The organism is Bradyrhizobium sediminis (assembly GCF_018736085.1).
GTDB lineage: Bacteria > Pseudomonadota > Alphaproteobacteria > Rhizobiales > Xanthobacteraceae > Bradyrhizobium > Bradyrhizobium sediminis.
Window position 1 is genome coordinate 585,546 of sequence record NZ_CP076134.1, and the last position, 23,839, is coordinate 609,384.

At 64.7% G+C, this 23,839-nt stretch carries 22 protein-coding genes, 1 pseudogene and 1 riboswitch; of the genes and pseudogenes, 10 read left to right on the forward strand and 13 right to left on the reverse strand.

Going from position 1 to position 23,839, the window contains the following annotated elements:
• The first annotated feature begins 9 nt into the window (after window positions 1-9).
• On the forward strand, window positions 10-243 hold the full coding sequence (locus tag KMZ29_RS02820; protein ID WP_249779812.1) for an HAD family hydrolase: 234 nt from the start codon (window positions 10-12) through the stop codon (window positions 241-243).
• 64 nt (window positions 244-307) lie between these two features.
• On the opposite strand, the pseudogene KMZ29_RS02825 reads toward KMZ29_RS02820, so the two are convergent.
• The 3 genes and pseudogenes from KMZ29_RS02825 to KMZ29_RS02835 all read right to left on the reverse strand — a co-directional run bounded on the left by KMZ29_RS02825 (window position 308) and on the right by KMZ29_RS02835 (window position 3,743).
• Window positions 308-2,049, reverse strand: a pseudogene (locus KMZ29_RS02825) (N-acyl-D-amino-acid deacylase family protein).
• A gap of 89 nt (window positions 2,050-2,138) precedes the next feature.
• Window positions 2,139-3,350: an MFS transporter gene (locus tag KMZ29_RS02830; RefSeq protein ID WP_215622371.1), complete on the reverse strand. Its 1,212-nt coding sequence runs from the start codon at window positions 3,348-3,350 to the stop codon at window positions 2,139-2,141.
• A gap of 234 nt (window positions 3,351-3,584) precedes the next feature.
• Window positions 3,585-3,743 (reverse strand): hypothetical protein, encoded by a 159-nt coding sequence (locus tag KMZ29_RS02835; protein WP_215622372.1) that lies wholly within the window; start codon window positions 3,741-3,743, stop codon window positions 3,585-3,587.
• 254 nt (window positions 3,744-3,997) lie between these two features.
• Here KMZ29_RS02835 and KMZ29_RS02840 point away from each other — a divergent pair, with 254 nt between their 5' ends.
• A complete protein-coding gene (locus tag KMZ29_RS02840) occupies window positions 3,998-4,243 on the forward strand; it encodes a hypothetical protein (RefSeq protein WP_215614433.1) in 246 nt (81 codons plus the stop codon).
• A 148-nt stretch (window positions 4,244-4,391) separates the two neighbouring features.
• On the opposite strand, the gene KMZ29_RS02845 is transcribed toward KMZ29_RS02840, so the two are convergent.
• The 4 genes from KMZ29_RS02845 to KMZ29_RS02860 form a co-directional block, all read right to left on the reverse strand.
• A complete protein-coding gene (locus KMZ29_RS02845) occupies window positions 4,392-4,676 on the reverse strand; it encodes a hypothetical protein (RefSeq protein ID WP_215622373.1) in 285 nt (94 codons plus the stop codon).
• A complete protein-coding gene (locus tag KMZ29_RS02850) occupies window positions 4,677-4,916 on the reverse strand; it encodes a transcriptional regulator (RefSeq protein ID WP_215622374.1) in 240 nt (79 codons plus the stop codon).
• Window positions 4,917-5,041: 125 nt separating this feature from the next.
• Window positions 5,042-6,046: a DUF6925 family protein gene (locus KMZ29_RS02855; RefSeq protein ID WP_215622375.1), complete on the reverse strand. Its 1,005-nt coding sequence runs from the start codon at window positions 6,044-6,046 to the stop codon at window positions 5,042-5,044.
• A 150-nt stretch (window positions 6,047-6,196) separates the two neighbouring features.
• On the reverse strand, window positions 6,197-8,431 hold the full coding sequence (locus KMZ29_RS02860; RefSeq protein ID WP_215622376.1) for a TonB-dependent receptor: 2,235 nt from the start codon (window positions 8,429-8,431) through the stop codon (window positions 6,197-6,199).
• A 113-nt stretch (window positions 8,432-8,544) separates the two neighbouring features.
• Window positions 8,545-8,745: riboswitch (cobalamin riboswitch) on the reverse strand.
• 168 nt (window positions 8,746-8,913) lie between these two features.
• Between KMZ29_RS02860 and KMZ29_RS02865 the strand changes: the two genes are divergently transcribed.
• From KMZ29_RS02865 to KMZ29_RS02875, 3 genes are read left to right on the forward strand one after another with little or no spacing between them, the layout of a single operon-like run.
• Window positions 8,914-9,939: a FecCD family ABC transporter permease gene (locus tag KMZ29_RS02865; protein WP_369810108.1), complete on the forward strand. Its 1,026-nt coding sequence runs from the start codon at window positions 8,914-8,916 to the stop codon at window positions 9,937-9,939.
• Complete coding sequence (locus KMZ29_RS02870) at window positions 9,936-10,718, forward strand: ABC transporter ATP-binding protein (protein ID WP_215622378.1); 783 nt, start codon at window positions 9,936-9,938, stop codon at window positions 10,716-10,718. Before KMZ29_RS02865 ends, KMZ29_RS02870 begins: the two co-directional genes overlap by 4 nt.
• A complete protein-coding gene (locus KMZ29_RS02875) occupies window positions 10,718-11,560 on the forward strand; it encodes an ABC transporter substrate-binding protein (RefSeq protein ID WP_215622379.1) in 843 nt (280 codons plus the stop codon). The genes KMZ29_RS02870 and KMZ29_RS02875 overlap by 1 nt, the downstream gene beginning before the upstream one ends.
• A 94-nt stretch (window positions 11,561-11,654) precedes the next feature.
• On the opposite strand, the gene KMZ29_RS02880 is transcribed toward KMZ29_RS02875, so the two are convergent.
• From KMZ29_RS02880 to KMZ29_RS02905, 6 genes are all read right to left on the reverse strand, one after another.
• Window positions 11,655-12,695 carry an MBL fold metallo-hydrolase gene (locus tag KMZ29_RS02880; protein WP_215622380.1) on the reverse strand — a complete coding sequence of 347 codons (1,041 nt, stop codon included), beginning with the start codon at window positions 12,693-12,695 and terminating at the stop codon, window positions 11,655-11,657.
• A 33-nt stretch (window positions 12,696-12,728) separates the two neighbouring features.
• Complete coding sequence (locus KMZ29_RS02885; RefSeq protein ID WP_215622381.1) at window positions 12,729-13,214, reverse strand: GlcG/HbpS family heme-binding protein; 486 nt, start codon at window positions 13,212-13,214, stop codon at window positions 12,729-12,731.
• Between the two features lie 47 nt (window positions 13,215-13,261).
• Complete coding sequence (locus KMZ29_RS02890) at window positions 13,262-13,720, reverse strand: DsrE family protein (protein WP_215622382.1); 459 nt, start codon at window positions 13,718-13,720, stop codon at window positions 13,262-13,264.
• A gap of 12 nt (window positions 13,721-13,732) precedes the next feature.
• Window positions 13,733-14,206, reverse strand: a complete 474-nt coding sequence (locus KMZ29_RS02895) for a DsrE family protein (RefSeq protein ID WP_249779813.1) — start codon at window positions 14,204-14,206, stop codon at window positions 13,733-13,735.
• Window positions 14,203-15,951 carry a thiosulfohydrolase SoxB gene (gene soxB / locus KMZ29_RS02900; protein WP_215622383.1) on the reverse strand — a complete coding sequence of 583 codons (1,749 nt, stop codon included), beginning with the start codon at window positions 15,949-15,951 and terminating at the stop codon, window positions 14,203-14,205. Before soxB ends, KMZ29_RS02895 begins: the two co-directional genes overlap by 4 nt.
• Window positions 15,952-16,303: 352 nt before the next feature.
• Window positions 16,304-17,515 carry an acyl-CoA dehydrogenase family protein gene (locus KMZ29_RS02905; protein ID WP_215622384.1) on the reverse strand — a complete coding sequence of 404 codons (1,212 nt, stop codon included), beginning with the start codon at window positions 17,513-17,515 and terminating at the stop codon, window positions 16,304-16,306.
• A 238-nt stretch (window positions 17,516-17,753) separates the two neighbouring features.
• Here KMZ29_RS02905 and KMZ29_RS02910 point away from each other — a divergent pair, with 238 nt between their 5' ends.
• From KMZ29_RS02910 to KMZ29_RS02930, 5 genes are all read left to right on the forward strand, one after another.
• Entirely contained in the window at window positions 17,754-18,404 is a 651-nt protein-coding gene (locus KMZ29_RS02910) for a glutathione S-transferase family protein (RefSeq protein ID WP_215622385.1), read from the forward strand.
• A 162-nt stretch (window positions 18,405-18,566) separates the two neighbouring features.
• Entirely contained in the window at window positions 18,567-19,388 is an 822-nt protein-coding gene (locus KMZ29_RS02915; protein WP_215622386.1) for a helix-turn-helix domain-containing protein, read from the forward strand.
• A 124-nt stretch (window positions 19,389-19,512) separates the two neighbouring features.
• Entirely contained in the window at window positions 19,513-20,379 is an 867-nt protein-coding gene (locus tag KMZ29_RS02920) for a beta-keto acid cleavage family enzyme (protein WP_215604602.1), read from the forward strand.
• 113 nt (window positions 20,380-20,492) lie between these two features.
• Window positions 20,493-22,094 carry an AMP-binding protein gene (locus KMZ29_RS02925; RefSeq protein WP_215622387.1) on the forward strand — a complete coding sequence of 534 codons (1,602 nt, stop codon included), beginning with the start codon at window positions 20,493-20,495 and terminating at the stop codon, window positions 22,092-22,094.
• 126 nt (window positions 22,095-22,220) lie between these two features.
• Complete coding sequence (locus KMZ29_RS02930) at window positions 22,221-23,837, forward strand: acyl-CoA carboxylase subunit beta (protein WP_215622388.1); 1,617 nt, start codon at window positions 22,221-22,223, stop codon at window positions 23,835-23,837.
• The last annotated feature ends 2 nt before the right edge of the window (window positions 23,838-23,839 follow it).

Genomic DNA, 23,839 nt, shown 5'->3' on the forward strand with positions numbered 1-23,839 from the left:
GCATGCCGTATGACCGAACTCGTCATTTTCGATTCCGACGGCGTTCTGGTCGACAGCGAGGGGATCGCCAATACCGTGCTGGCTCGGGCGGCGGCTTCGGAAGGTGCCGCGATCAGCGCCGAGGAATCGCTCCGTCTGTTTCGCGGCTTGAAAATGGCGGACTGCGTCGTCGAAATCGAACGCCAGTCGGGACGGCGGGCTACGCTTGCTTCGCGGGGGGAGGGGAGAAGGAAAGCGGGATGAGCCGGGCATTCTACTTTGCATGGGGTTGTTTTCGCGATTTTTTTGTAAACCCCTGCGGTAGGCGCTAGCTCGCTGCGGCGCCGAACTTCCGCGCGTCGCCCTGCGCGCCGCGCACCAGCCGGCCCGGTCGCGCGCCGGTGGCCGTTCCATTGCGCTGCGTCACCACGCCGGAGACGATGGTGGCGTCATAGCCGTCGACCTGCTGCAGCAAACGGCGGCCGCCTACGGGTAAGTCGTAATGTACCTTCGGCGGATGCAGATGCAGTTTGTCGTAATCGATGACGTTGAGATCGGCCTTGTAGCCTGGCGCGATGACGCCGCGGTCGGTGAGGCCGACCGACAGCGCGGTCTTGCGCGACTGCGCGGCTACCACGAACGGGATCGACAGTCTTTCGCCTCGCGTCCGGTCTCGCGTCCAGTGCGTCAACAGATAGGTCGGGAAGCTGGCGTCGCAGATGATGCCGCAATGCGCGCCGCCGTCGGAGAGGCCCGGCACCGCATTCGGATCGGTCAGCATCTCGCGGGTGGCATCGAGATTGCCGTCGGCGTAATTCAAGAACGGCACATAGAGCATGCCGCGGCCATCGTCCGACAGCATCGCCTCATAGGCCAGTTCTTCCGGCTGCCGGCCCTCGCGGCGGGCCGTGCGCCCAGCGCGTTCTCCGGCGGCTGTTCGTAGTCCGGGGGATCGCCGAGCAGATACATCTTGTCGTAGTTCGGCCGGAAGAACAGCGGGTCGTCGGTCGAGGTCGGCGTCTCGCTCAGGATCGCGGCGCGGACGTCGGGCTGATGCAGGCGCTTCAATCGCTCCGTCAGCGGCAGGCTGGCGATCGCCTTGTAGCTCGGATGGGTCTGGAACGGATTGCGCGACAGTTCGAGGCCGAGCAGCAGCCCGACCGGGCGCGCGGCGATCTGTGCGGTGATCGACAGCCCGCGCGCGGAAGCCTCATTGATGGCGTCGAGCGTCTGGCGCCAGCGCCGCGGCGCCCTGTCGTTCTGGGTGATCGAAAACGACACCGGGATCCCGGTGTTCTCGGCCACCCGCAGCATCATCGGCAGGTCTTCGTGGATGGTCGACAGATCGAGCACGAACTGGAACACGCTGCGGCCGGTCTTCTGCATGGCGCCGGCGATCGCCGTCAGTTCGTCCTCGCCGGCCTTCAGCGTCGGCGTGAAGTCGCCGGTGGAGGTGCGGTGGTTGAGGGTGCGCGAGGTCGAAAATCCCAGCGCGCCGGCGCGCACGGCATCGCCGGCGAGCGCCGCCATGGCGGCGTTGTCTTCGGCGGTCGCGGGATCGCGTCGCGCGCCGCGTTCGCCCATCACGTAGACGCGCAACGCGGCGTGCGGCAGTTGCGCGCCGATATCCATGTCGAAGCGGCGCTGCGACAGCCAGTCCATGTAGTCCGGAAAACTCTCCCAGGCCCAGGGGATGCCGGCGCTCAAGACCGGCTCGGGAATGTCCTCGACGCCCTCCATCAGCTGGATCAGCCGCTGATGATCGGACGGTCTGCACGGCGCGAAGCCGACGCCGCAATTGCCCATGATCGCGGTCGTGACGCCGTTCTGCGACGATGGCGTGATGTCCTGGCTCCAGGTGACCTGGCCGTCATAATGGGTGTGAACGTCGACGAAGCCGGGGGTCACCAGTTTGCCGCGGGCGTCGATCTCTTCCTTGCCCCGGCTTGCGACCTTGCCGACCTCGGTGATGCGGCCGCCGGTGACGGCGACATCTGTTTCGAACAGGTTGCCGCCGAGGCCGTCGGCAATGCTGCCGCCACGGATCACGAGGTCTGGATCGGAGGTCATGCGTTTCATCCCGGATTTGAACTTTTGTTGCCGCATCATGGGTTGTCGCTCGAAGCTGTCAACCGCACGGGATGAGGTTCAGGAATGCGTCAGGCGGGGCGGGCCTGCGGTTTGCGGTCGGTGGCCAGCGCCAGCAGCACCGTCAGGATCATGAAGACGACGGAAGCGCCGAATACCCAGTGCGGCATGCTCTGGTCCATGATCCAGCCGAACAGCAGCGGACCGAGGATGCCGCTGAAGTTGAAACCGGTGGAGACGATGCCGAAGGCGCGGCCGGCCGCGCCCGGCGGCGCCGCGTCGCGGACCATCATGTCGCGCGACGGCGCGATCACGCCGCCGAGGAATCCGGCGATCGCCATCATCGCCGTCAGCAGCAGCGATGGCAGCGCGACCGTCGCGATGATGAGCACGATCATCGCATTGATGGCGAAACAGCCGGCGGCGACCTGCCCGTGACGCCTTGTGCGGTCGGCGAGATGGCCGCCGGCCAGCACGCCGATGGCGCTGGCGGCGAGATAGGCGGTCAGCGCCATGTTGGCTGCCGAGAATGATGCGCCATAGCCGCTCATCAACGCGACCACGCCGAAATTGCTGATGCCGGCGTTGGACAGGCCAAGCAGCATGAAGAAGATCGTCAGCATGATGATGGTCGGCGTGATGATGTTCTGCTTCGGCGCGTGCACGCCATCGACCTTGCGGTCGGCGGCGCTGGCGTCGGGCAGGCCCATCGCGATCAGCAATAGCGCCGCCAGCGGCCCCACCGCGCCGGCCGCGATCAGCGCGCCGAGCCCGCCGACGGTCGCCACCAGGGCCGCGATGATGGCGGGCGCCACCGCGCCGCCGAGGAAGCCGGCAAAGGTGTGGATCGAAAAGGCGCGGCCCATCCGTGCCTCGTCCATATGCGCCGACAGGATCGCGTAATCGGCCGGATGATAGACGCTGTTGGCGAGGCCGAGCAGTGCGGCGCAGGCGATCAGCCAGAAATAACTCAACTGCAGGCCGAGCATGATCAGCGCGCAACCGCCGAGCATGAGGCCCATCAGCAGGACCTTGCGCGCACCGATATGGTCGGCGAGGTATCCGGTCGGCGCCTGCGTCAGGCCGGAGACGACGCCGAACACCGTGAGCGCGAAGCCGAGTTCGATATAGCCGACGCCGAGCTGCTCCTTCAGGAACGGGAACAGCATCGGCAACACGAACAGATGAAAATGGCTGACCCAATGCGCGATCGAGATCGCCACCAGCGTGCGCAGCGAGGTGTCCGACTTCGCTTGTTGCGGTGCGGCCAGAACGTCGGCCATATTGAACTGAAACCCCGTTGAAATGAACGGCCCGGCAAGGCAGGCGCCAAATTATCGGCTGGGCCGGTTATTTGTCCATGAATACCGCTGCATGGCAGCCCTCGCGAAGCGCGCCGGAACGGCGAAGTTCGGGAAGACAACGCCGCTTCCTTGCGCGACGGTAGTGTGCTCCCGATGGGAGAGGTGCGATCGAGATTCGCAGCGCCCTCCGATCTCAAGCTTAAGGAGGCTTCTCTACAACGGCTCGTCGTCCTCGCCGCTGCGATCGCGCTTCGGCGTGGCGATGTCGCCATCCTCGTAGTCGTCATCGTCGGCTGGCGCCGGCGGTGGTTCTTTCTTCGATTTGCTGTCGTCCTTGTTCGGACGTTCGGTCTTTTTCCCGATTCCACCCATTTCGTTCCCTTTTGATCGGGTCGGTCACATCGGCGGATCGACCTCAATGTCACCGCCTTTTGCTGGGCATATTAGGCCTAATCCGACAATATTTCCTGCCTTTTTCCGTTGTTCGGTGTAAACGGAAGCATAACCCCGAGCATGATCCAGAAAATGGAGACCCTCAGGACAAACGCGTAGCGTTTGTCCCGGGCATGCTCAAACAACAGATGAGATCATGATCCCGTTCAATCGGATCATGATTTGGAGCCAAGATGAAAAAACCTAAGATCGAAGCCGTCGAAGAACAGCAGCCCCGCAAGATCCTGCGCGCCGATAAAGCGCCGACCACCGGGTACTCGCTGGTCGTGGACGGTCACTTCAAGTCGCACCACGACACCGTCGAGGCCGCCGAAGAGGCGGGCATGGCGCTGAAGAACAAGTTCCCGATGCTTCAGGTGCAGGTCTACGATGCCGCGACCAAGACGCGGTCGATGGTGCAATGGCCGGTGCCGGCCTAAGCATTCGCGCCGGGCGTCATCCTTCGGGACGCGCGCAGATGCGCGCTCCCCTTAGGATGAAGTCTTAGACCCTCATGGTGAAGAGCGCGGCAACGCCGCGCGTCCCGAACCAAGAGGCCGGGCAGGTGCGACCAGGCAACATGATCGCTTAAGTCCGGTGTCCGCCCTTCTGCTGGCTCGCCAGCCAATCCGACAGTGCCGGGGCTTTTTCGCCCGACTTCTTCGGTGATTTGGCGCGCGTCGTTTTCGCGGCGGGAGGTCGCAGCGGCTCGGCGGCTTCGCGGGCGAGCCGCAGTGCTTTCAGCCTGGCCATGTTGTCGAGCACGGCTTTCGTTGCGGCGTCGCGCTCGGTGCCGCCGGCCCTGGCCTGGCTTGCTGCGCGCGTAGCCTTGTTGAAACGCGCATCGGCGCGGTCGCGATCTTCTTTTGTCATCTAGGTCGTTTTCTTTTTCTTGGGTTTGGCCTTGGCCTTTACCTTCGGCTCCGGCGGGTTTTCTCGGTCGGCGGCTTCCTTTGCCAGTCGCAGCGCGCGCAGGTCCGCCGTCCGCTTCCGAATCGCGATGTCGGCCGCCGCGATATCGGCCATCGCCTTGATGCCTTCGGCATTCTGGGCGGCCTTTCGGCTCAGTCTGATCTCTCTCAGTTCGGCCGGCGTTTTCGGTTCGTCGTTCATCGGGTGCCTCAAATTCACGGCGCCCAGCATGGGTGCAGCAACCTGTCCAATAACACTATATATGCATCTGGACAGGGCAAGTTTAGGCCGCCTTTCGGAGCAAAAGAGCCGCTTTTCGGCCCAAATCAGCGATCGTGGTGAAGGTCGGCTTCGTCCGCGTCGCTCTCGAGGCCAGCCGGATCGAAGTTCTCGATCCAGGACTGCAAGGCCGGCGAGAGGTGTCCGGCGGCCTTCATCTGCCGCAAGGCGATCCGGATCGTGGTGCGGCCATGGCGGTCCTGCGCCAGCGCCGATGGCGGCTCGTTGGCATCGATCGCTTCCATGATGCGCCGCTTGATCGCTGAGGTCTCGGGCTGTCCGAACCGCTCGATTATTTCCTGAAACGAATCATGGCGGGCCGCGTCGAACGGCCGGGGCTCGCCCAACCCATCGCGCGCCGGATGCGGCGGATAGAGATGCGCGCAGGGAACCCAGCCCTCGGGGATCGGCTCGGTCGCGGGATGGGTCCGGCCGCTCTTCAACAGCTTCGGCAGGACATGGGTGTGCGGCCCGTCGGGGCTTTTTCCCGAAGCGTGCGGGATCGGTTGATAGACCTCGATCCGGCCGAGCCGGCTGAGGAAGACGCGGTGCGGATTGGCCGCCAGAATCAGTCCCATCGCGGGATTGCCGGGCTCGAACACCGCCCGGCCGGCGTGCTGGCGCAACTGTGCCGCGGTGTCGCTATCGCCGACGCGGACGCAGAAATCCGCATGTGGCGCGCCGAGGCCAAGATCGAACAGAACCGATTCGCGATCCTCCGCGCGCAGGGCGTCTCGGTCGGCGCCGAGTTCGGTCAGCACGGTTCGGCCGCCCATCGCGCCATCGTCGTCGGTCAGGCACAGCGCGATGCGCTGATTCCAGCCCGATTTGGTGATGCTTTCGGAGGCGAGAGGCCGGTTACGCGGATGATGCCTGATGACGATGCCGCCGCGCGGCGTGACGGCCGACACGGCGTCGTCGGCCTGCCGCAGTGCGACCGGCTCATCGCGGTCGCGCGAGAATTCGGCGATGGCGCCGAAGGTGCCGAGGCTCCATTGCGTGTCGGGATCGGCGATCGCCCCCTGCAGCAGATCGATCGTCGCAACACGCATCGTTCGCTATTCTCCCGGCATCCGGCCGGGGAGAATAGCGTCACGGGAGATCGGGGCAAGCCGGTCCGGGCAGGACCGGCTTTAGTTCTTGTTTTGACGCGTTTTCTTCACGCGAACCGGTATCCACTTCGCTCGAAAACGCTATGGCCGTCAGAACGTTGCGCCGGCCTTCACCATGTAGGTCCGGCCCGGCAGCGGGTAGGCGCTGAAGCGGCCGGCGGTAAAGCTGCTCGCCACCGCGTAGTCGTAATACAGCGCGTCGAGGATGTTGTTCACGGAGAGCGACCAGTAGAAGTGCTCGTATTCGCCGCTCAGCTTGAAGTCGATGGTGGCGCTGGCCGGAATCCGCCGCTGGGTGTTGGCCTGGTCGTTGTCCATGAAGCGTTCGCTCCAGCCGCGCACGGTGGCATCCGCAACCAGATATTTCTGCCAGATGTTCCAGGTCACGCCGCCGCTGGCGGTATATCGGGACACCAGCGGAACGTCGTTGCCGGCAAACTGGCCTTCGCGGAACACCGCGCGGGTATAGGCCATGCCGCCCCGCAGCATCACGCTGTCGCTGACGCGCAGCGATGCGCTGGTCTCCGAGCCGTAACGGCGGGTCGGATCGAGGTTGACGTTGTAGAACAGCGCCGGGATGAAATGGATCTCGTTCTCGAGGTCCATGCCGTAGATGCTGGATTGCATCTGGAAGCCGCCCGACCTGACGCGGAAGCCGCCTTCGATGTCGTGCGAGGTCTGGGTCTTCAGCCTGAAGTCGCCGGGGAGCGCGTTGAAGAATGGATCGAAGGCGGGTCCGGAGGACAATCTCTCATCGACATTCGGCGTGCGGAACGCACGGGCGGCGCGGCCGAATACCGAGAAGACATTGTTGAAGCGATGTTCGAGGCCGATATGCAGGGCGTATTGGCCTTCCTGACTATCCAGCGGCAGGTTTTGCGCACTGCAGGTAAAGAAAAATGCGCAATTCGGATCGTTGTTGAGAATATCCCTGGCTTTCAGCGTCGTTTGCTGCACACGGGCGCCATACGAGAAATCGGTCGTCGGCAACAGTCCGATGGTCTGCTGCCAGTAACCGGCCAGCGTCTGCTGCTGGAGATCATAGGTGTGGATCGGCGGCGTGCCCTTGTTTACCGGGCGCTCCTGGTGAAAGGTCGCGTCGTAGTAGTCGACGCCGGTCAGGATCGACGACGGCAGCCCGAAGATCACGTTCTTGATGCTCAGGCGCGGGGTGATCGCCCAGGTCTGCAGATGGCTGTCGACGTAACTGTTACCGAAGGGATTGAAGAACCCGGCCTGCTGCTTCTTGTCGCGCACGCCGCCGTCGACGATCAGATCGACGCCGTTCATCAAGGTCTTGGTGAAGCCGGCGGTGGCGTTGGCGCCCTGCTGGTTGCCGTAGTCGAACGGCGTGTTGGTGCCGCGGCGATTGGTGACGAGCTCGTTGAGACCAATGGATGGATCGACCAGCCGGCCGCCGGGGAAGCCGAGCTTCTGGTCGTCGCCGGACAGGGTCAGGAACGCGGTGAGATCGGACGTGGTGTAATTGAGGTTGCCGATGCCGTTGCGCTGGTCGAGGGCATTGTTGACCCGGTAGCCGTCGGACTTGATGCCGTTGCCGTAGAACGACGCCGACCACGGGCCGTAATTGGTCGCGGCCGAGAACGAAACCATGCGGGCGTTGAAGGATCCGGCGCCGCCCTCGGCGCGGATCGCGGCCGGCGGGCCGCCGACGCCGTTTTTCAGGATGATATTGATGACGCCGCCGACCGCGTTGTCACCGTAGAGCACCGCGCCGCTGTTGCCGCGGGTGATCTCGATGCGTTCGATCGAATCGCGCGGAATGGTGGAGAAGTCGACGCCCTGCATGTCGATGTCGTTGACCCTGCGGCCGTTGATCAGGAGCAGGGTATTGGAGCTGGCGAAGGCGCCGAATCCGCGCAGGTCGACGCTGGTCTTCACGCCGTTGACGCCGCCATACAGGCTGGTCAGTTGCACGCCCGGCGTCTGCGCGATGATTTCCTGCAGCGTCGCTGCCGGCGAATGCGCGATCTCCTCCGCGGTGATCACGGTCGCGGATGTGCCGACGATGCCGTTGAATTGCCGGACAGCCGTGGCGCCTGCGGTTCTGCCAGCGGACGGCGCGGCATTGCGCCGGCTGGTCGGCGCGGGCGCTATGCGGCGCGACCCCTGTTCCTGATCGGTCCTAGGCTTGGCCCGGGTGCGGTTCTCGTCATTGGGGGCGCTGATTTCGATCGGCGGCAGGGCGGCCGCGACCTGCTGCGCGCGTGCCGTGGAAACGCCGAAAGACAGAACGGGCACAAGGAAAGTGGTGGCAAGCCAACAGCTGCGGCGCCGCTGTGCGGCCAGAGAGATGGAAGACATGGTTAGACCTCGGTATGACGTCAGTGGCACGTCACAGCGAACGAAGTCTCACCTTTGTGCTTCAAGCACTTCTGGTGAAGCTAATGTCTGTACTCCCCGACCGACATCTTCGCGTGTGACCACGATTGACGGCAGGTCTCCTGGCTCGCGGGTCGTAACCCTTCGTCGCCTTCCCAGGACCGAGATTCCCAGTGGCATAGGACGAAAGATTCACCGCTTACAGTTGCGGGGGCAGCCGCGGCATTGGGGAAGTTTCCCCGCACCGCATTCCCTTTTGATCCCCAAACGAGGGAACCGTCGCGGACATCTAGAAGTTTGCCGGGCGAGGAGTCAATGCTCATCGTTCGGGCCACCGCCTGCGCGGGATCGGGTACGCATTTTGTTCGCGGCCCCGCTTGTGCCCGACCTCAATCGTTGTAAGAGCATGGGAAAGCGGCACGGCTTGCCGCCCCGGGAATGAATTGATGAGCATTCAGAACGTCATGGCGATGGCGGACATCGCGGCGCGGCGGCGCGCCGGCGTGATGGCCGCGCTCGTGATGCTGGTCGTGCTGCTGGTGCTGATCTCGCTCGGGACCGGGCCGGTGTGGCTGTCGCCACCGGCCGTGGCCGAGGCGCTGTTCGGCGGCGGCAGCGACGTGGCGCAGGTGATCGTGCGCGAGATCCGGCTGCCGCGTACGATTTTGGGATTCGCGATCGGCGCGATACTCGGACTGTCCGGCGCTGCATTGCAGGGATTGCTGCGCAATCCCCTGGCCTCGCCGTCGTTGTTCGGCGGGCCGCAGTCGGCGGCCTTCGGCGCGGTGCTGGTGATCGCGCTCGGGCTTGCCGACGTGCGCTCCTACGCGCTCCCGGTCGCGGCGATTTTTGCGGCATTCGCTTCCGTTTTCGTGCTGCTCGCGATCGCCGGCCGCAACGCCGGCCTCTTGATCCTGATTCTGGCGGGCCTTGCGATCTCGAGCCTTGCGGGAGCCGCGACCGCATTGGTGATGAACCTGTCCAGCAATCCCTTCGTGGTGCTGGAAATCGCGTTCTGGCTGCTCGGCTCGCTGGAGGATCGCAGTTTTCAGCATGTTGCACTGGCGCTGCCGTTCATCGTCGCTGGCGCGATCATCCTGATGAGCCAGCGCAGCGCCTTCCGCGCGCTCAGCCTCGGCGAGGAGACCGCCCAAAGCCTCGGCGTCGATGTTGGCCGGCTGCGGCTGGTGGTCATTGCCGGCGTTGCGCTCGGCGTCGGCGGCGCGGTCGCGGTGTCAGGCACCATCGGCTTCATCGGCCTGGTCGCGCCGCATCTGATGCGGCCCCTGATCGGCCACGATCCGGCGCGGCTGCTGGTTCCAAGCGCGCTCACCGGAGCTGCGCTGCTGCTGGCCGCCGATATCGCGGTGCGCATCATTCCATCGACCAGCGACATCAAGGTCGGCGTATTGACCTCGATCATCGGCGTGCCGTTCTTCCTCTATCTGATCATGCGCGAACGCCGCGCGCTCGGCGGAGGCGTCACATGACCGCTTCCGCCTTTCTCACCGCGCAGGGTGTGAACGTCCGGCTGGCCGGCCGCGCCGTGCTCAACGATATCTCGCTGTCGCTATCGCCGGGGCATCTGGTCGCGCTGGTCGGACCGAACGGCGCCGGCAAGACCACGCTGTTGCGCGCATTGGCGGGGCTGCTGCCGTCGGACGGCGCCATCCACATCGGCGGCGAGGCCTTGTCGTCGCTCTCGCTGCGCGAGCGCGCCCGGCGCTTCGGCTATCTGCCGCAGGGCCACATCGTGCACTGGCCGCTGCCGGCACGCGATATCGTGGCGCTCGGCCGCTATCCGCATGGTGCGACCGACCCGGCGCGGCTGAGCCCCGGGGATGTCGAGGCGGTGCAGCGGGCGATGCAGGCCGCCGACGTCGTTGCCTTCAGCGATCGTCGCGTCACCGAGCTGTCCGGCGGCGAACGCAGCCGCGTTGCGCTGGCGCGCGTGCTTGCGGTGGAAGCGCCGGTGATCCTGGCCGACGAGCCGACCGCCTCGCTCGATCCGCGTCACCAGTTCGACGTCATGAAAGGCCTCCGCGCCGCTGCCGATCGCGGCGTGCTGGTGATCGTGGTGACGCACGATCTCGGGCTTGCCGCGCGGTTCGCCGATCATGTCCTGGTGCTGTGCGAGGGTCGCCTCGTCGCGCAAGGCGCGCCCGCCGTGGCGCTGTCGGAACAGGTGATGGCCGATGTGTTCAGGATCAGCGCCTATCGCGCGGAATACCGGCACGAGGCCGTGATCGTGCCGTGGGCGGAAATCTGATGCCGGAGCGCCCCGGATCGCTGGCTGCTGCGGTCGCCATCGCTGCGTTGGCGACGTTCGGCGCTGCGCCGCCCGCGTCCGCCGTGGGCCCACGCATCGTATCGATGAACGTCTGCACCGATCAGGCGCTGCTGACGCTCGCCGATCCCGACCAGATCCTCGGCCTTAGCCGGTTTTCCAGGGATGCCTGGGTGGCCGGCGACGTCAACCGTTATCCGACGCTGTCCGGAGGCGCCGAGGATGTGCTGGTGCTGAAGCCCGACGTGGTGGTCGCCAGCCTGTTCGACAAGCGCTCGACGCGGGAACTGTTGAAGGCGAACGGGCTGCATCTCGCCGAGCTTGCCGTGCCGCGCAATCTCGCCGAGGTGAAGGCCCAGATTCGCGAGCTCGGCGCCATTGCCGGACATCCCGATCGCGCCGCGCAACAGGTCGCCCGGCTCGATGCGGCGCTCGCGCGCGCGCGGCAGGCCGTCGCCGACAGGCATTACCGGGTGCTGCCGCTGTCGCGGCGCGGCTGGGTGGCGGGCAGCGACAGCTTTGTCGGCTCGCTCCTGGCCGAGACCGGGCTGTTCAACACCGCCCGCGAACTCGGTTTTGCATCTGGCGGATTCGCCTCGCTCGAGGAAATCGTGAAGCTGAAGCCAGATCTGCTGCTGGTGTCGCAGGCCGGCGACGTCGCGCGCGATGACGGCCAGGCCTTCCTGCTGCACCCGGCGCTCGAGCGGTTCTATCCGACCGCCAATCGCATCGTCATCCCGGAACGGCTGACCGAATGCGGCGGCGTGATGCTGGCGGAGGCACTGGACGTGCTGGTCAAGGAGTTGAGGCGGGTGGGGAAGTAAGGGTTTCAAATCGTCATTGCGAGCGAAGCGAAGCAATCCAGCTTCACTTGAAGAAAGCTGGATTGCTTCGTCGCTTCGCTCCTCGCAATGACGGTCACCCCGTCAGCACCGGGCCGCCGGCCTTCTTCCAGGCGTCGATGCCGCCGGCGATGTGCGCGGTGTTGGCGAGGCCCGCTTCCTTGGCCGCAGTCACAGCCATCGCGGAACGTTCGCCGAAGGCGCAGAAGAACACGATGCGGCGTCCGGTCGCCGCCGCCACCTCGCGCAGCATGCCGCCGGGCCTCAAGGCTTCGCCGATGCCGGGATAGGGCGCGTGCAGCGCGCCCGGCAGGGTGCCATGCTTGGCGCGTTCGCTGGTTTCGCGGAGATCGACCAGAAGGATGTCTGGCCGGCCGAGGCTGTCGATTCCCTCGCGCGCGGTGAGCGATTGCCCCTGTTTGGCCAGATCGTCCTGATGCAGGCCGACATGCATGTTGGCCGGCACCGCCACGTCCATCAATTTCGGGTTGGGCAATTTCAGATTGCCCATCAGCTCGATGTATTCATCGACCGAGCGCACCTGCAGCCGCGGATTGAAGCGCTTTTCCTCGCCGATAGTCGAGACGGTATCGCCCTTGTAGTCATGGGCGGGGAATACCATCGTCTCGTCGGGCAGCTTGAGCAGCCGGTTGAAAATGGAATCGTATTGCGCCCGCGCGCTGCCGTTCTGGAAATCGGTGCGGCCGGTGCCGCGGATCAGGAGCGTATCGCCGGTGAAGACGCGGTCGCGCATCAGGAAGCTGTAGGAATCGTCGGTATGGCCGGGCGTGTACATCACATCGAGGCCGAGGCCCTCGATCATCACCTTGTCGCCGTCACTGACCCGCATCGCCACCACGTCGGCCTTGCTCTGCTCGCCCATGATGGTGACGCAGTGGGTGCGGTCGCGCAGCTCGCCTAGCCCGGTGACGTGGTCGGCGTGCAGATGGGTATCGACCGCCTTGACCAGCCGGAGATCGAGCTCCCTGAGCAATTGGCAATAGCGATCGACCTTCTCCAGCACGGGGTCGAGGATCAGCGCCTCGCCGCCGGCGCGGCTGGCCAGCAGGTAGCTGTAGGTGCCCGAAACGCTGTCGAACAATTGCCGAAAGATCATGGTCGCCTGTTACCGTTGTGGTTCGGCATCATATCAGAAATCGAGCTTGTCGCGGATAGCATCGATCCCCGCCTTGGCGCATTCGTCGTCCTTGTCGCCGCCGGGCGCGCCGGAGACGCCGATGCCGCCGAGCAGCGTTCCGGCGGCCTCGATCATCAGCCCGCCGCCGAGCATGGCGACATTCGGCAAGCGGGCCAGGCCGGGGTCCAGCTGACCGGATTTGATCGACTTCGAAAGATCAGTGGTGGAGGCGCGGAAACTCAGGGACGTATAGGCCTTGCGGGTGGCGGTATCGGGCGCGGGCAGCCCGGCATAGCGGTCGCGCAGCATCACTTGCGGCTGGCCGAAGCGGTCCACCACCGCGACCGCGACCTGAAAGCCGTTGTCGCGGCACTTCCTCAGCGCCGCCTGCGCCGCTTCCAGCGCCACTTCCGGCGACAGCGATTTATAGACCACCAGCGCATCGTCGCCCGCCGCGGCCGGCGCCACGCCGAGCGCAAGCATCATCGCGCCGATCATGGCTGGATATCGCAGCTTCGGTCTTTCAGGTCTTGCGTGCTTCATCGTCACGGCCGGATATAGCTCCAGCCCTGCTCCTGCAGCTCCATCAACTGAACCACGCCCGAAGGGACGATGGTGGCGTCGGACAGGATGGAAACCGCCTTGCCTTCGGCCTTCTCCATGCCCTGCTTGGTGTTGTTGCAGGCCGAAAACTGGATCTTGCCGGGAAAGGCCAGCTCCTTGAGGCGCTTGATGCGGTCCTGCACCGGTGAGGTGTCGGCCCGCAGCATATGGAGGCCGGGCCCATAGGTGACGATGTCGACATCGACGTCTTCGCCCTTGCCGCGATAATATTCGATCACGTTGGTGGCGTTGTTCAGCGCGAGGTTCATGACCTGCGGATCGTTCTGGTCGACCTGGATCGCGAGGCGATGCGGTTTTTTCTCCTCGGCCGCGGAGCCGGCCGAGGCCAGCGCCAGCGACATGAAGGCCACGGTGGCCAGACGGTGAAGGAAGCCGCGCATCACAAAACTCCTCTAAGGCCGAACCAAGGTATAGCCGTTCTCGGTGAGCGACAGGATTTGCCCGACGCCGACCTGTACCGGCGTCGCGGCGGCGATGAATTCCGGCCGTTTGCCGGTGTCGCGCTCGACCGAATCCACGGTATTCAGGCAGACATCGAAGCGCACGCCCTGCGCGACCAGGCTCTCGACCAGTTTGCGGTTGCTGTTGCCGGGGGACAGCAATTCGATGCCGGGGCCGAACGTCACCACTTCGACCGCGACCTTGTCGGGATCGTAGAGTTTCAGAAGGTTATTGGCGACGCTGATGACGAGGCCCTGCTTCTTCGGATCATTGTCCGAAAGCTGCAGTACGATTCGATGCTCGGCGAACGGCTTGTCCGGCAGCGGCGCCTGCTCCGCGCGGGCGAGCGACGCGAACGTTGCCGCGATCACGGCAAAACCGAAGGCGCGAGCGATCGATCGTCCATGTGCCGGGATAGTTCTCATCCCTGTTCCGTAATGCCTGGATTGCCTTCAACGCCCTTCAGGGTGACGCCGGTGCCGCGCTGGGTCGACGTTTTCCCCGAGCGCAGATGTTTTGCGAATACATCCCACACCGGCACGCCCTGCTGCTCGTTGACGGAAGCCCATCCCGCCACCTTGTAGCTCTTGCCGGCCTCGAGCGGCTTGCCGTTGCCGAGTTTCAGGTCGGAAATCCGGCGACCGACGCTCTCGGTCGGAGCGCAGGAATAGGCGAGGCCGCCGACGCGAACCATGTCGCCGCCCTGCTGATAATAGGGATCGACGTTGAAGAGATTGTCGCAGACGTCTTCGAGGATGTCCTTGATCTGGCCGCCGGTCATGCTCAGCGCGTAGGTCTCGGGGTAGGCAATGGCGGTTTCCGACAGCACGTCTTCCATGGTCACCGGCTGGCCCGGCAGCACGCTGTTGCCCCAGCGGAAGCCCGGCGACAGCGCGATCTCGGCGTCGAACTCGGCGAGCAGCGCATCGCAGATCAACTGGTCCACGGTGCCGCCAAAATTGCCGCGGCGATAGAGCAAGCGATCCGATGTCGCGACCTTCGCGGCGTAAGCGGCGGCGTGCGGCTCGCGCATCTTCGCGATCAGCGACTGCATCGCCGGATCCGGCTTCAGCAGCTCCGAAAACACCGGCAGCAGCCGGTAGCGCACGCCGGCGACTTTGCCCTTGGCGATATCGAGATCGAGCACGCCAAGGAATTTTCCGCTGGAGCCGGCATTGGTCACGAGCGTCGTGCCGCCGGCATTGGTCACCGGGATCGGCTGCGGAACGGCGTCGTGGGTGTGGCCGCCGAGGATGACGTCGATGCCGGTGACGCGGCTCGCCAGCTTGAGATCGACATCCATGCCGTTATGCGACAACAGCACCACGGCGTCGACCTTGTCGGTGTTGCGCAAGCTATCGACCAGCTTCTGCAGTTCGGCGTCGCGGATGCCGAACTTCCAGTCCGGTGTGAACCGCTTCGGGTGCGCGATCGGCACATAGGGAAATGCCTGCCCGATCACGGCGACGCGGCTGCCGCCGATCTCCCTGATGGTGGCCGGCTTGAACACCCGCCCCGAGGCCGGATCGAACGCCTTGGCGTCGTTGAAGGCGGCTTCCTCGGTGAGGAAGACGTTCTGCGCCAGGAATTCGCCCTTGAAGCGATCGAGGTTGCTGCGCAGCGCCTTTTCGCCATAGGTGAATTCCCAGTGGCCGGTCATGGCCTCGATGCCGAGCAGATTGGCGGCCTCGACCATGTCGGCGCCCTGCATGGTGTTGGAAAGGCCCGAGCCCTGCCACAGATCGCCGCCGTCAAGCAGCAGCGAGCGGCCCGGGCCGACGTCGCTGCGCAGGCGATCGATCAGCGTCTTCAGATGTGCGAAGCCGCCGAGCTTGCCGAATCGAACGGCTGCCTTCTCGAAATCGAGAAAAGTGAAGGCGTAAGCGTCGGCGCTGTCAGGCTTGATGCCGAAGCGGTCGAGAAAGGCGCGGCCGACCAGATGCGGCGGTTTTCCGGCCATCGCGCCGATCCCGAGATTGACGCTCGGTTCGCGAAAATACAGCGGCAGCAGCTGCGCATGGGTGTCGGTCATGTGCAGGATGCGCGCATTGCCGAAGCGCTCGAGATCGTAGTTTGCGGCACCTTCGGCGCTGCGCGCCAATCGCGGCAGCCCGCCCGCAAGCGCGGCTGCGCCCGCAAGAGCAAGAAAATCCCGGCGGCGGATGGTCATGCGATGTCTATTCCTGTCAACAGAACTGGAGCCCTCACCTCGTCATTGCGAGGAGCCAACGGGTAGCGCGAATGCGCGCCCGATGACCGGTTCCGCGACGAAGCAATCCAGTTGTTCTCCCGGTGAGACTTCTGGATTGCTTCGCGGAGCCTGTCATCGGGCGCGCGCTCGCGCGACCCGTTGGCTCGCAATGACGTCATCTCTCAACGTCGTCCCTGCGCACGCAGGGACCCATAGCCACCGGTGCTTGTTGTTGCAGAAGCCGTCTCACACCGAGTCTCACCGCGAAGCCGCAGCGTATGGGTCCCCGCCTTCGCGGGGACGACGATGAAGTTAGTGGCTCGGCCCGCAATCACGCCGGCGCGCCGTAGCGTTTCAGCAGTCCTCGCCCGAGCTGCGCGAGATGGACCTGATCCGGGCCGTCGCCGAGCCGCATGAAGCGCGCATAGGTATAGGCCTCGGCCAGGAAGGTGTCCTGGGAAACGCCGGCGCCGCCATGGATCTGGATGGCGCGGTCGATCACGCGGGCGGCCATGCTCGGCACCACGACTTTCGCCGCCGCGATCATGTCGCGCGCCGCCTTGTTGCCCTCGCGGTCCATCTTCTCGGCAGCCCGCAGCGTCAATAGACGCGCCTGTTCGATTTCGCACCAGGAATGGGCGATGTCCTCGCGCACCGATCCCTGCTCACCCAGCGGTTTGCCGAAGGCGATGCGCGATTGCGCGCGGGCGCACATCAGTTCCAGCGCACGCTGCGCGCAGCCGATCAGCCGCATGCAATGATGGATGCGGCCGGGGCCGAGGCGGCCCTGCGCAATTTCGAAACCGCGGCCCTCGCCGAGCAGCATGTTGCTGACGGGAACCCGGACATTGTCGTAGATGATCTCGGGATGGCCGACCGGCGCGTCGTCATAGCCGAACACCCGCATGTCGCGCACGATGCGGATCCCCGGCGTCTCCCGGGGCACCAGCACCATCGATTGCTGCAGATGCTTGTTGGGATTGTCGGGATCGGTCTTGCCCATCACGATCAGGATCCTGCAATCCTCGCTCATCGCGCCCGAGGTGAACCACTTGCGGCCGTTGATAACGTAGTCGTTGCCGTCGCGGCGGATGCTGCACTGGATATTGGTGGCGTCGCTGGAGGCCACCTCGGGCTCGGTCATCGAGAAGGCCGAACGGATTTCGCCCGACAGCAGCGGCTCGAGCCAGCGTTTCTTCTGCTCCGGGGTGCCGTACAGCGCGAGCACTTCCATGTTGCCGGTATCGGGCGCCGAACAATTGAAGATTTCGGAAGCCCAGGAAATCCGCCCCATGATCTCGGCCAGCGGCGCATATTCGAGATTGCCGATGCCGGCGCCATGATCGCCGGGCAAGAACAGATTCCACAGCCCCTCGGCGCGGGCGAGGCGCTTCAGGTCTTCCAGGATCGGCGGGCGGTGATGGCGATGTCCGTTCTCGACCTGCTCCTGATAAAGGCCTTCCACGGGATAGACGTGCCGGACCATGAAGGCCGACAGCTTCGCCTGCAGCTCGATCGCCCTGGGACTGTGCTCGAAATCCATCTTCGCGGTCTTTCTTCTCGGGAGTGAGCAAACGATATACGCCGGAGTGTATCGGCGAGCAGCGGAACGAACGTGTCTCTTCGACTGGATGCGCCGCATTGGTACCCCGTCTTGCGCTGAGTAGCTGATGGGCGCGTTCGATCGCATCGACCGCGGCCTCCCAGAGCAAAAAGATATCGTTGCGGACGGCGTGTCGGCGTTCCAAACTGGCTTGAATCAACATCAAGGGAAACGCCGGATGATCACGCTTTATCACTGCCACGCCGCGCGCTCGTTCCGGCCGCTGTGGATGCTGGAAGAGATGGGGCTGCCGTACGATCTGAAGATGCTGCCGTTTCCGCCGCGGGTATTGGCCAAGGAATATCTCGCCATCAATCCGCTCGGCACCATTCCGTTCATGATCGACGGCGATACCAGGATGACGGAGTCCTCGGGCATCTGTCACTATCTCGGCACAAGGCACGGACCGACGCCGCTGATTGTCGGGGTCGACGAGCCGGCCTATGGCGCGTTCCTGAACTGGATGTATTTCAGCGACGCGACGCTGACCTTTCCGCAGACGCTTGTGCTCCGCTACAGCCAGCTGGAGCCCGAGGAAAGGCGCAATCCGCAGGTGGCGGGAGACTACGCCAAATGGTTCCTGGGGAGGCTGCGGGCGGTCGAAGCCGCCACGGCGAACGCGGAGACGCTGGTCGCCGGCCGCTTCACCGCGGCCGATATCGTCATCGGCTATGCCTTGCGGCTGGCCGAAAACATCGGGCTATCCAAGGATTTCGGGCCCAATGTCGCCGCCTATTGGCAGCGCCTGCAGGCGCGCGACGGCTACAGAAGGGCGGTCGCCGCCGAGACTCTGGCCGGCGAGCAGCAAAAGGTCGCGCGGCGCTCCTGAAGGGTTCCCCCCGGAGCGTCCAAATCGGCCGAATCCTGAGCATTCCCCGGTATTTATCGCGGGTGACATCCGCCGCGATTTCTGTATTCTGCCGTTCGCTCCACCAGAGAGCTCCGCACCAACGCGGCAAGAAGTAGATCTCGCTCCCGGGAGGGAACGCTTATGAACGATTACGACCGCCGCGAATCCGGGCGGCTGATGCTGATCAGCCCCGAACGGGTGTTCTATGCGGGCCTGCTCGGCAGGCCGCGAAAGCGCACCAGTGGCGGATACAACATCTACGCCGCGATGCGCGGGCAGCTCAAAATCACCGAAGGCAAGTCGGAGGTAACGGGCGAGGTGGCGGTGGTGTCGCCCTATTCGACCCACAGCGTCGAGAGCGATCACACATCGATCATCTGCCTCGTGATCGAACCGGAAACGGTCGAGCCCGCGGCGATGGCGGCCCTGAGCGCCAGGATTTCCGGGACCGATGCGCCCGACTTCGCGCGGCGGATTCGCGATGCCTACGAGGCCTTGCGCCTCGGCGAGCGCAACGGCGGCTTTACCACCGCCGATTTCGACCAGCTCTGTTTCGGCGAGAATTTGCCGGACCGCAACATCGATTGCCGCATCCGGCGAGCGGCCGCAAGACTCAACGACTTCTCCGGCGTCAAGATGACCGCGGCCGACTGCGCCGCATCGGTCAGCCTGTCGCCGTCGCGCTTCCTGCATCTGTTCAAGGAACAGACCGGCGTATCGTTCCGCGCGTTTCGCGCCTGGAAGCGGGCGCGGCATCTCTTGCATTTCGTCAACGAGGACATCAACCTCGCGCATCTGGCGCAGGACATCGGCTATCCCGATTCGACCCATTTCAGCCATTCGATCCGCCGGTTCTACGGCCTGCAGCCGCGCGCGATCTTTTCGGGCTCCAGGGATCTGGCGATCTATCGCAGCGACGCGGGCGTGCTCGACAGCGCCGGATTCCGTCAGGGACGGCCCTGATGCCGATCGTCACGGGGCAATAGCGGGTGGACGCAAGAAGCCGATGACGGCGCGACGCATGATCCGCCGCGAACATCATGCATGCGCGCGCCCCCCGCGACCTGAACCGATCGAAAGCTGATCCATGAGCGACAAGGCTGTCATCACCTGCGCGCTGAACGGCGTGCTGACCGATCCGAAACAGCACCACGTTCCCGTTACCCCGGAGGAAATGGCGCGCGAAGCCAGGGCTGCCTTCAACGCCGGCGCCAGCGTGATGCATATCCATCTGCGCCAGCAGGCGCCGGGCAAGGGGCATCTGCCGTCCTGGGAGGTCGGCGTGAGCAGAGAGATCCAGCAGGCGATCCGCGAGGCCTGCCCGGGGGTGATCATCAATCACACCACCGGCACATCGGGACCCAACTACCAGGGCGCGCTCGATTGCGTGCGCGAGACCAGGCCGGAAATGGCGGCCTGCAACGCAGGCTCGCTGAATTATCTCAAGGTGAAGGCCGACAACACCTGGGCCTGGCCGCCGATGATGTTCGATAACGCGGTCGAGAAGGTGCAGGACTATCTCGACGTCATGAAGCAGGCGAACACCATTCCGGAATTCGAATGCTTCGACGTCGGCATCGTGCGCTGTGTCGGGATGTACCGGCAGACCGGCATGTATTCCGGGCCGCTGGAATACAATTTCGTCATGGGCGTTGCCTCCGGCATGCCGGCCGATCCGGAATTGCTGCCGATCCTGTTGAAGCTGAAACTGCCGGACGCGCATTGGCAGGTTACCGCGATCGGACGCGCCGAAATCTGGCCGCTGCACCAGCGCTGCGCCGATCTCGGCGGCCATCTGCGCACCGGGCTGGAGGATACGTTCTATCTCGGCGACGGCACCAAGGTGACCTCGAACGGCCAGCTGATCGAGGGCATCGCCGCCTGTGCGCGCAAGGCCGGCCGCGAGATCGCAAGCCCGGCCGAAGCGCGGCAGATTTTCGGGATCAGGCATTAGTCAGCCGATCGTCATTGCGAGCGAAGCGAAGCAATCCATCTCGCCACGCAAAGAAAGAATGGATTGCTTCGTCGCTTCGCTCCTCGCAATGACGAAATGAGGGAGTTAACCGAATGACCAATCTCGCAGCGACCGGCGGCGTGCCGGGACCGGGCCGTATCGGCCGGGTGGCGATCGGCGATCTCCTGAAACGCGCCGCGGCGCGGTTTCCAGACCGGGTCGCGCTGACCGACGGCGCGCGGCGCGTGACCTTCACCGAGCTCGAGCGCGACGCCAATCGCTTTGCCAACTATCTGGTGGCGCGGGGCCTCAAGCCCGGCGAGAAGATCTCCACCATCAACAACAATTCGGTCGAATTCGTCAAAGCGCTGTTCGGCATCCATCGCGCCGGCCTGGTCTGGGTTCCGATCAACACCATGCTCGGCCCGGCCGACATGGATTACATCCTCGATCATGCCGGGGTGCGCTTCGCGCTGATCGACGATAATCTGCATGCGCAAGAAGATCGCCGCGCCGCGCTGCAAAAGCGCGGCATGGACTTGATCGCGGTCGACCTCGCCGGCACCGCCGCCGCGCAGGGGCTGCAGAATTTCAACGACCTCCTGAAAGGCCAGTCCGAGATCGAGCCCGAGATCGAGATCGACGATCGCGATCTCGCCATGATCATCTACACCTCGGGCACCACCTCGCGCCCGAAAGGCGCGATGCATTGCCATCTCGCGGTGGTGATGGCGGTGATGAGCAACTGCGTCGAGATGCATCTCGACCGCACCGACGGCATCACCGGGCAGTTCCCGCTGTTCCACTGCGCGGGCCATGTGCTGCTCCTGAGTTACCTCTCGGTCGGCGGGCGCATGGCGCTGATGCGCGGCTTCGATCCGGTGGTCTGCATGGAAGCCATCGTGCGCGACAAGCTGACCGTCTTCGTCGGGCTGTCGCTGATGTATCAGGCGATTCTCGATCACCCTCGCCGCAGGGAATACGACCTGTCCGGCCTGCGCACCTGCATCTATACCATGGCGCCGATGGGACGCCCGCTGTTGGAGCGCGCGATGGCCGACCTCTGTCCGAACTTCGTTCTGTCGAGCGGCCAGACCGAGATGTATCCGGCCACCACGATGTCGCGGCCGGAAGTGCAGCTCAACCGCTTCGGTAATTACTGGGGCGAATCGCTGATCGTGAACGAGACCGCGATCATGGACGACGACGGCAACCTCCTGCCGCACGGCCAGGCCGGCGAACTGGTGCATCGCGGACCCAACGTGATGATGGGCTATTACAGGGATCCGAAGGCGACCGAAGAGGCGCGCAAGTTCGGCTGGCACCACACCGGCGATCTCGCCGTCATCGACGAGAACGGCGAGGTGCTGTTCCTCGACCGCAAGAAGGACATGATCAAGTCCGGCGGCGAGAACGTCGCTTCCGTCAAGATCGAGGAGACATTGCTGGCCCATCCCGCGGTGCAGAACGCCGCCGTGGTCGGCCTGCCGCATCCGCAATGGGGCGAGGCGGTGTCGGCCTTCGTCAAATTGAAGCCGGGCGCGGTCGCCGACGAGGCCGGGATAGCCGAGCATTGCCGCAAGCATCTCGGCGGCTTCCAGGTGCCGAAATTCATCAAGATCGTCGATGAAATGCCGATGACGGCGACCGGCAAATTGCGCAAAGTCGAACTGCGGCAGGCCTACAGCGAGCATTTTGCGAAGAAGAGCGCATGACCAGACACCGTCATTCCGGGGCGCGCGAAGCGCGAGCCCGGAATCTCGAGCTAATTATCTCTGGATTCCGGGTTCAGCCCTGCGGGCTGCCCCGGAATGACGGGGCAACAGGAATGATCGACATTTATGGCCGTCATTGAATCGACCATCGCCACGGGCAGCGCTGCCTACCAGGCCAACCGCGAAGGCATGCTGGCGCTGATCGCGCGGATGCGCAGCCTCGAAGAGCGGGCGCGCGCCGCCTCGGCCGCCGCCAAGGACCGCTTTCACAAGCGCGGGCAGTTGCTGCCGCGCGAGCGCGTGGCGCTGGTGCTCGATCCCGGCGCGCCGTTCATCGAGCTGTCGACGCTGGCGGGTTACATGTTCGACGTGCCCGACGCCGCCAGGAGCGTTCCCGGCGGCGGCCTGATCGCCGGCATCGGCTTCGTCGCCGGCATCCGCTGCATGGTCAGCGCCAATGATTCCGGCATCGATGCCGGTGCGCTGCAGCCGTTCGGCCTCGACAAGACCTTGCGGGTGCAGGAACTGGCGCTGGAGAACAAGCTGCCTTTCGTGCAGCTGGTCGAAAGCGCCGGCGCCAATCTGTTGCGCTACCGGGTCGAGGATTTCGTCCGCGGCGGCAACATCTTCCGCAACCTGGCGCGGCTGTCGGCGGCAGGCCTGCCGGTGGTGACGGTGACGCACGGCTCATCGACCGCGGGCGGCGCCTACCAGACCGGCCTGTCCGATTACATCGTGATGGTGCGCGGCCGCACCCGCGCCTTCCTCGCCGGACCGCCGCTGTTGAAGGCGGCAACCGGAGAGATCGCCACCGAGGAAGAACTCGGCGGCGCCGAGATGCACACCAGCATTTCCGGCCTCGGCGACTATCTGGCCGAGGACGACCGCGATGCGCTGCGCATTGCGCGCGACATCATGGCCAATCTGCAATGGGACCGGCCGGCCCCGGACCAGACCTCGCATCGGCCGCCGCGCCATGATCCGGAGGAATTGCTCGGCATCATGCCGATGGACCACAAGCGGCCGGTCGACATGCGCCAGGCGATTGCCCGGTTCATCGACGACTCCGATTTCACCGAGTTCGGCACCAATTACGGACCGGCCACCGTATGCGGCCACGCCCGCATCGAAGGCCAGGCGATCGGCATCATCACCAATAACGGCCCGCTCGATCCCGACGGCGCCAACAAGGCGACGCATTTCATCCAGGCCTGCTGCCAGTCGCGCACGCCGCTGCTCTACCTCAACAACACCACCGGCTACATGGTCGGCAAGGCCTATGAAGAGGCCGGCATGATCAAGCACGGCTCCAAGATGATCCAGGCGGTGACCTCGGCCACCGTGCCGCAGATCACGATCTATTGCGGCGCGTCGTTCGGCGCCGGCAATTACGGCATGTGCGGCCGCGGCTTCCATCCGCGCTTCTGCTTCTCGTGGCCCAACGCCAAGACCGCTGTGATGGGCGGCGAGCAGGCCGCCGAAACCATGGCGATCGTCACGGAAGCCGCCGCCATCAGGCGCGGCAAGCCGATCGAGAAGGAAAAGCTCGACGCCATGAAGGCGCAAATCATCGGCGTGTTCGACGGCCAGATGGACGTATTCTCCACCAGCGCGCGGGTGCTCGACGACGGCGTCATCGATCCCCGCGATACCCGCAAGATCCTGGCCGAGGTGCTGGCGATCTGCCGCGAGGCCGAGGCGCGCAACCCCCAGCGCATGCAGTTCTCGGTCGCGCGGCCATGAAG

Excerpts from the sequence above, each read along its gene's own strand:
- KMZ29_RS02820 (WP_249779812.1), top strand. The coding sequence starts at position 10 with ATGACCGAACTCGTCATTTTCGATTCCGACGGCGTTCTGGTCGACAGC.
- KMZ29_RS02830 (WP_215622371.1), bottom strand. The coding sequence starts at position 3,350 with ATGGCCGACGTTCTGGCCGCACCGCAACAAGCGAAGTCGGACACCTCG.
- KMZ29_RS02835 (WP_215622372.1), bottom strand. The coding sequence starts at position 3,743 with ATGGGTGGAATCGGGAAAAAGACCGAACGTCCGAACAAGGACGACAGC.
- KMZ29_RS02840 (WP_215614433.1), top strand. The coding sequence starts at position 3,998 with ATGAAAAAACCTAAGATCGAAGCCGTCGAAGAACAGCAGCCCCGCAAG.
- KMZ29_RS02845 (WP_215622373.1), bottom strand. The coding sequence starts at position 4,676 with ATGACAAAAGAAGATCGCGACCGCGCCGATGCGCGTTTCAACAAGGCT.
- KMZ29_RS02850 (WP_215622374.1), bottom strand. The coding sequence starts at position 4,916 with ATGAACGACGAACCGAAAACGCCGGCCGAACTGAGAGAGATCAGACTG.
- KMZ29_RS02855 (WP_215622375.1), bottom strand. The coding sequence starts at position 6,046 with ATGCGTGTTGCGACGATCGATCTGCTGCAGGGGGCGATCGCCGATCCC.
- KMZ29_RS02860 (WP_215622376.1), bottom strand. The coding sequence starts at position 8,431 with ATGTCTTCCATCTCTCTGGCCGCACAGCGGCGCCGCAGCTGTTGGCTT.
- KMZ29_RS02865 (WP_369810108.1), top strand. The coding sequence starts at position 8,914 with ATGGCGATGGCGGACATCGCGGCGCGGCGGCGCGCCGGCGTGATGGCC.
- KMZ29_RS02870 (WP_215622378.1), top strand. The coding sequence starts at position 9,936 with ATGACCGCTTCCGCCTTTCTCACCGCGCAGGGTGTGAACGTCCGGCTG.
- KMZ29_RS02875 (WP_215622379.1), top strand. The coding sequence starts at position 10,718 with ATGCCGGAGCGCCCCGGATCGCTGGCTGCTGCGGTCGCCATCGCTGCG.
- KMZ29_RS02880 (WP_215622380.1), bottom strand. The coding sequence starts at position 12,695 with ATGATCTTTCGGCAATTGTTCGACAGCGTTTCGGGCACCTACAGCTAC.
- KMZ29_RS02885 (WP_215622381.1), bottom strand. The coding sequence starts at position 13,214 with ATGATCGGCGCGATGATGCTTGCGCTCGGCGTGGCGCCGGCCGCGGCG.
- KMZ29_RS02890 (WP_215622382.1), bottom strand. The coding sequence starts at position 13,720 with ATGCGCGGCTTCCTTCACCGTCTGGCCACCGTGGCCTTCATGTCGCTG.
- KMZ29_RS02895 (WP_249779813.1), bottom strand. The coding sequence starts at position 14,206 with ATGAGAACTATCCCGGCACATGGACGATCGATCGCTCGCGCCTTCGGT.
- soxB (WP_215622383.1), bottom strand. The coding sequence starts at position 15,951 with ATGACCATCCGCCGCCGGGATTTTCTTGCTCTTGCGGGCGCAGCCGCG.
- KMZ29_RS02905 (WP_215622384.1), bottom strand. The coding sequence starts at position 17,515 with ATGGATTTCGAGCACAGTCCCAGGGCGATCGAGCTGCAGGCGAAGCTG.
- KMZ29_RS02910 (WP_215622385.1), top strand. The coding sequence starts at position 17,754 with ATGATCACGCTTTATCACTGCCACGCCGCGCGCTCGTTCCGGCCGCTG.
- KMZ29_RS02915 (WP_215622386.1), top strand. The coding sequence starts at position 18,567 with ATGAACGATTACGACCGCCGCGAATCCGGGCGGCTGATGCTGATCAGC.
- KMZ29_RS02920 (WP_215604602.1), top strand. The coding sequence starts at position 19,513 with ATGAGCGACAAGGCTGTCATCACCTGCGCGCTGAACGGCGTGCTGACC.
- KMZ29_RS02925 (WP_215622387.1), top strand. The coding sequence starts at position 20,493 with ATGACCAATCTCGCAGCGACCGGCGGCGTGCCGGGACCGGGCCGTATC.
- KMZ29_RS02930 (WP_215622388.1), top strand. The coding sequence starts at position 22,221 with ATGGCCGTCATTGAATCGACCATCGCCACGGGCAGCGCTGCCTACCAG.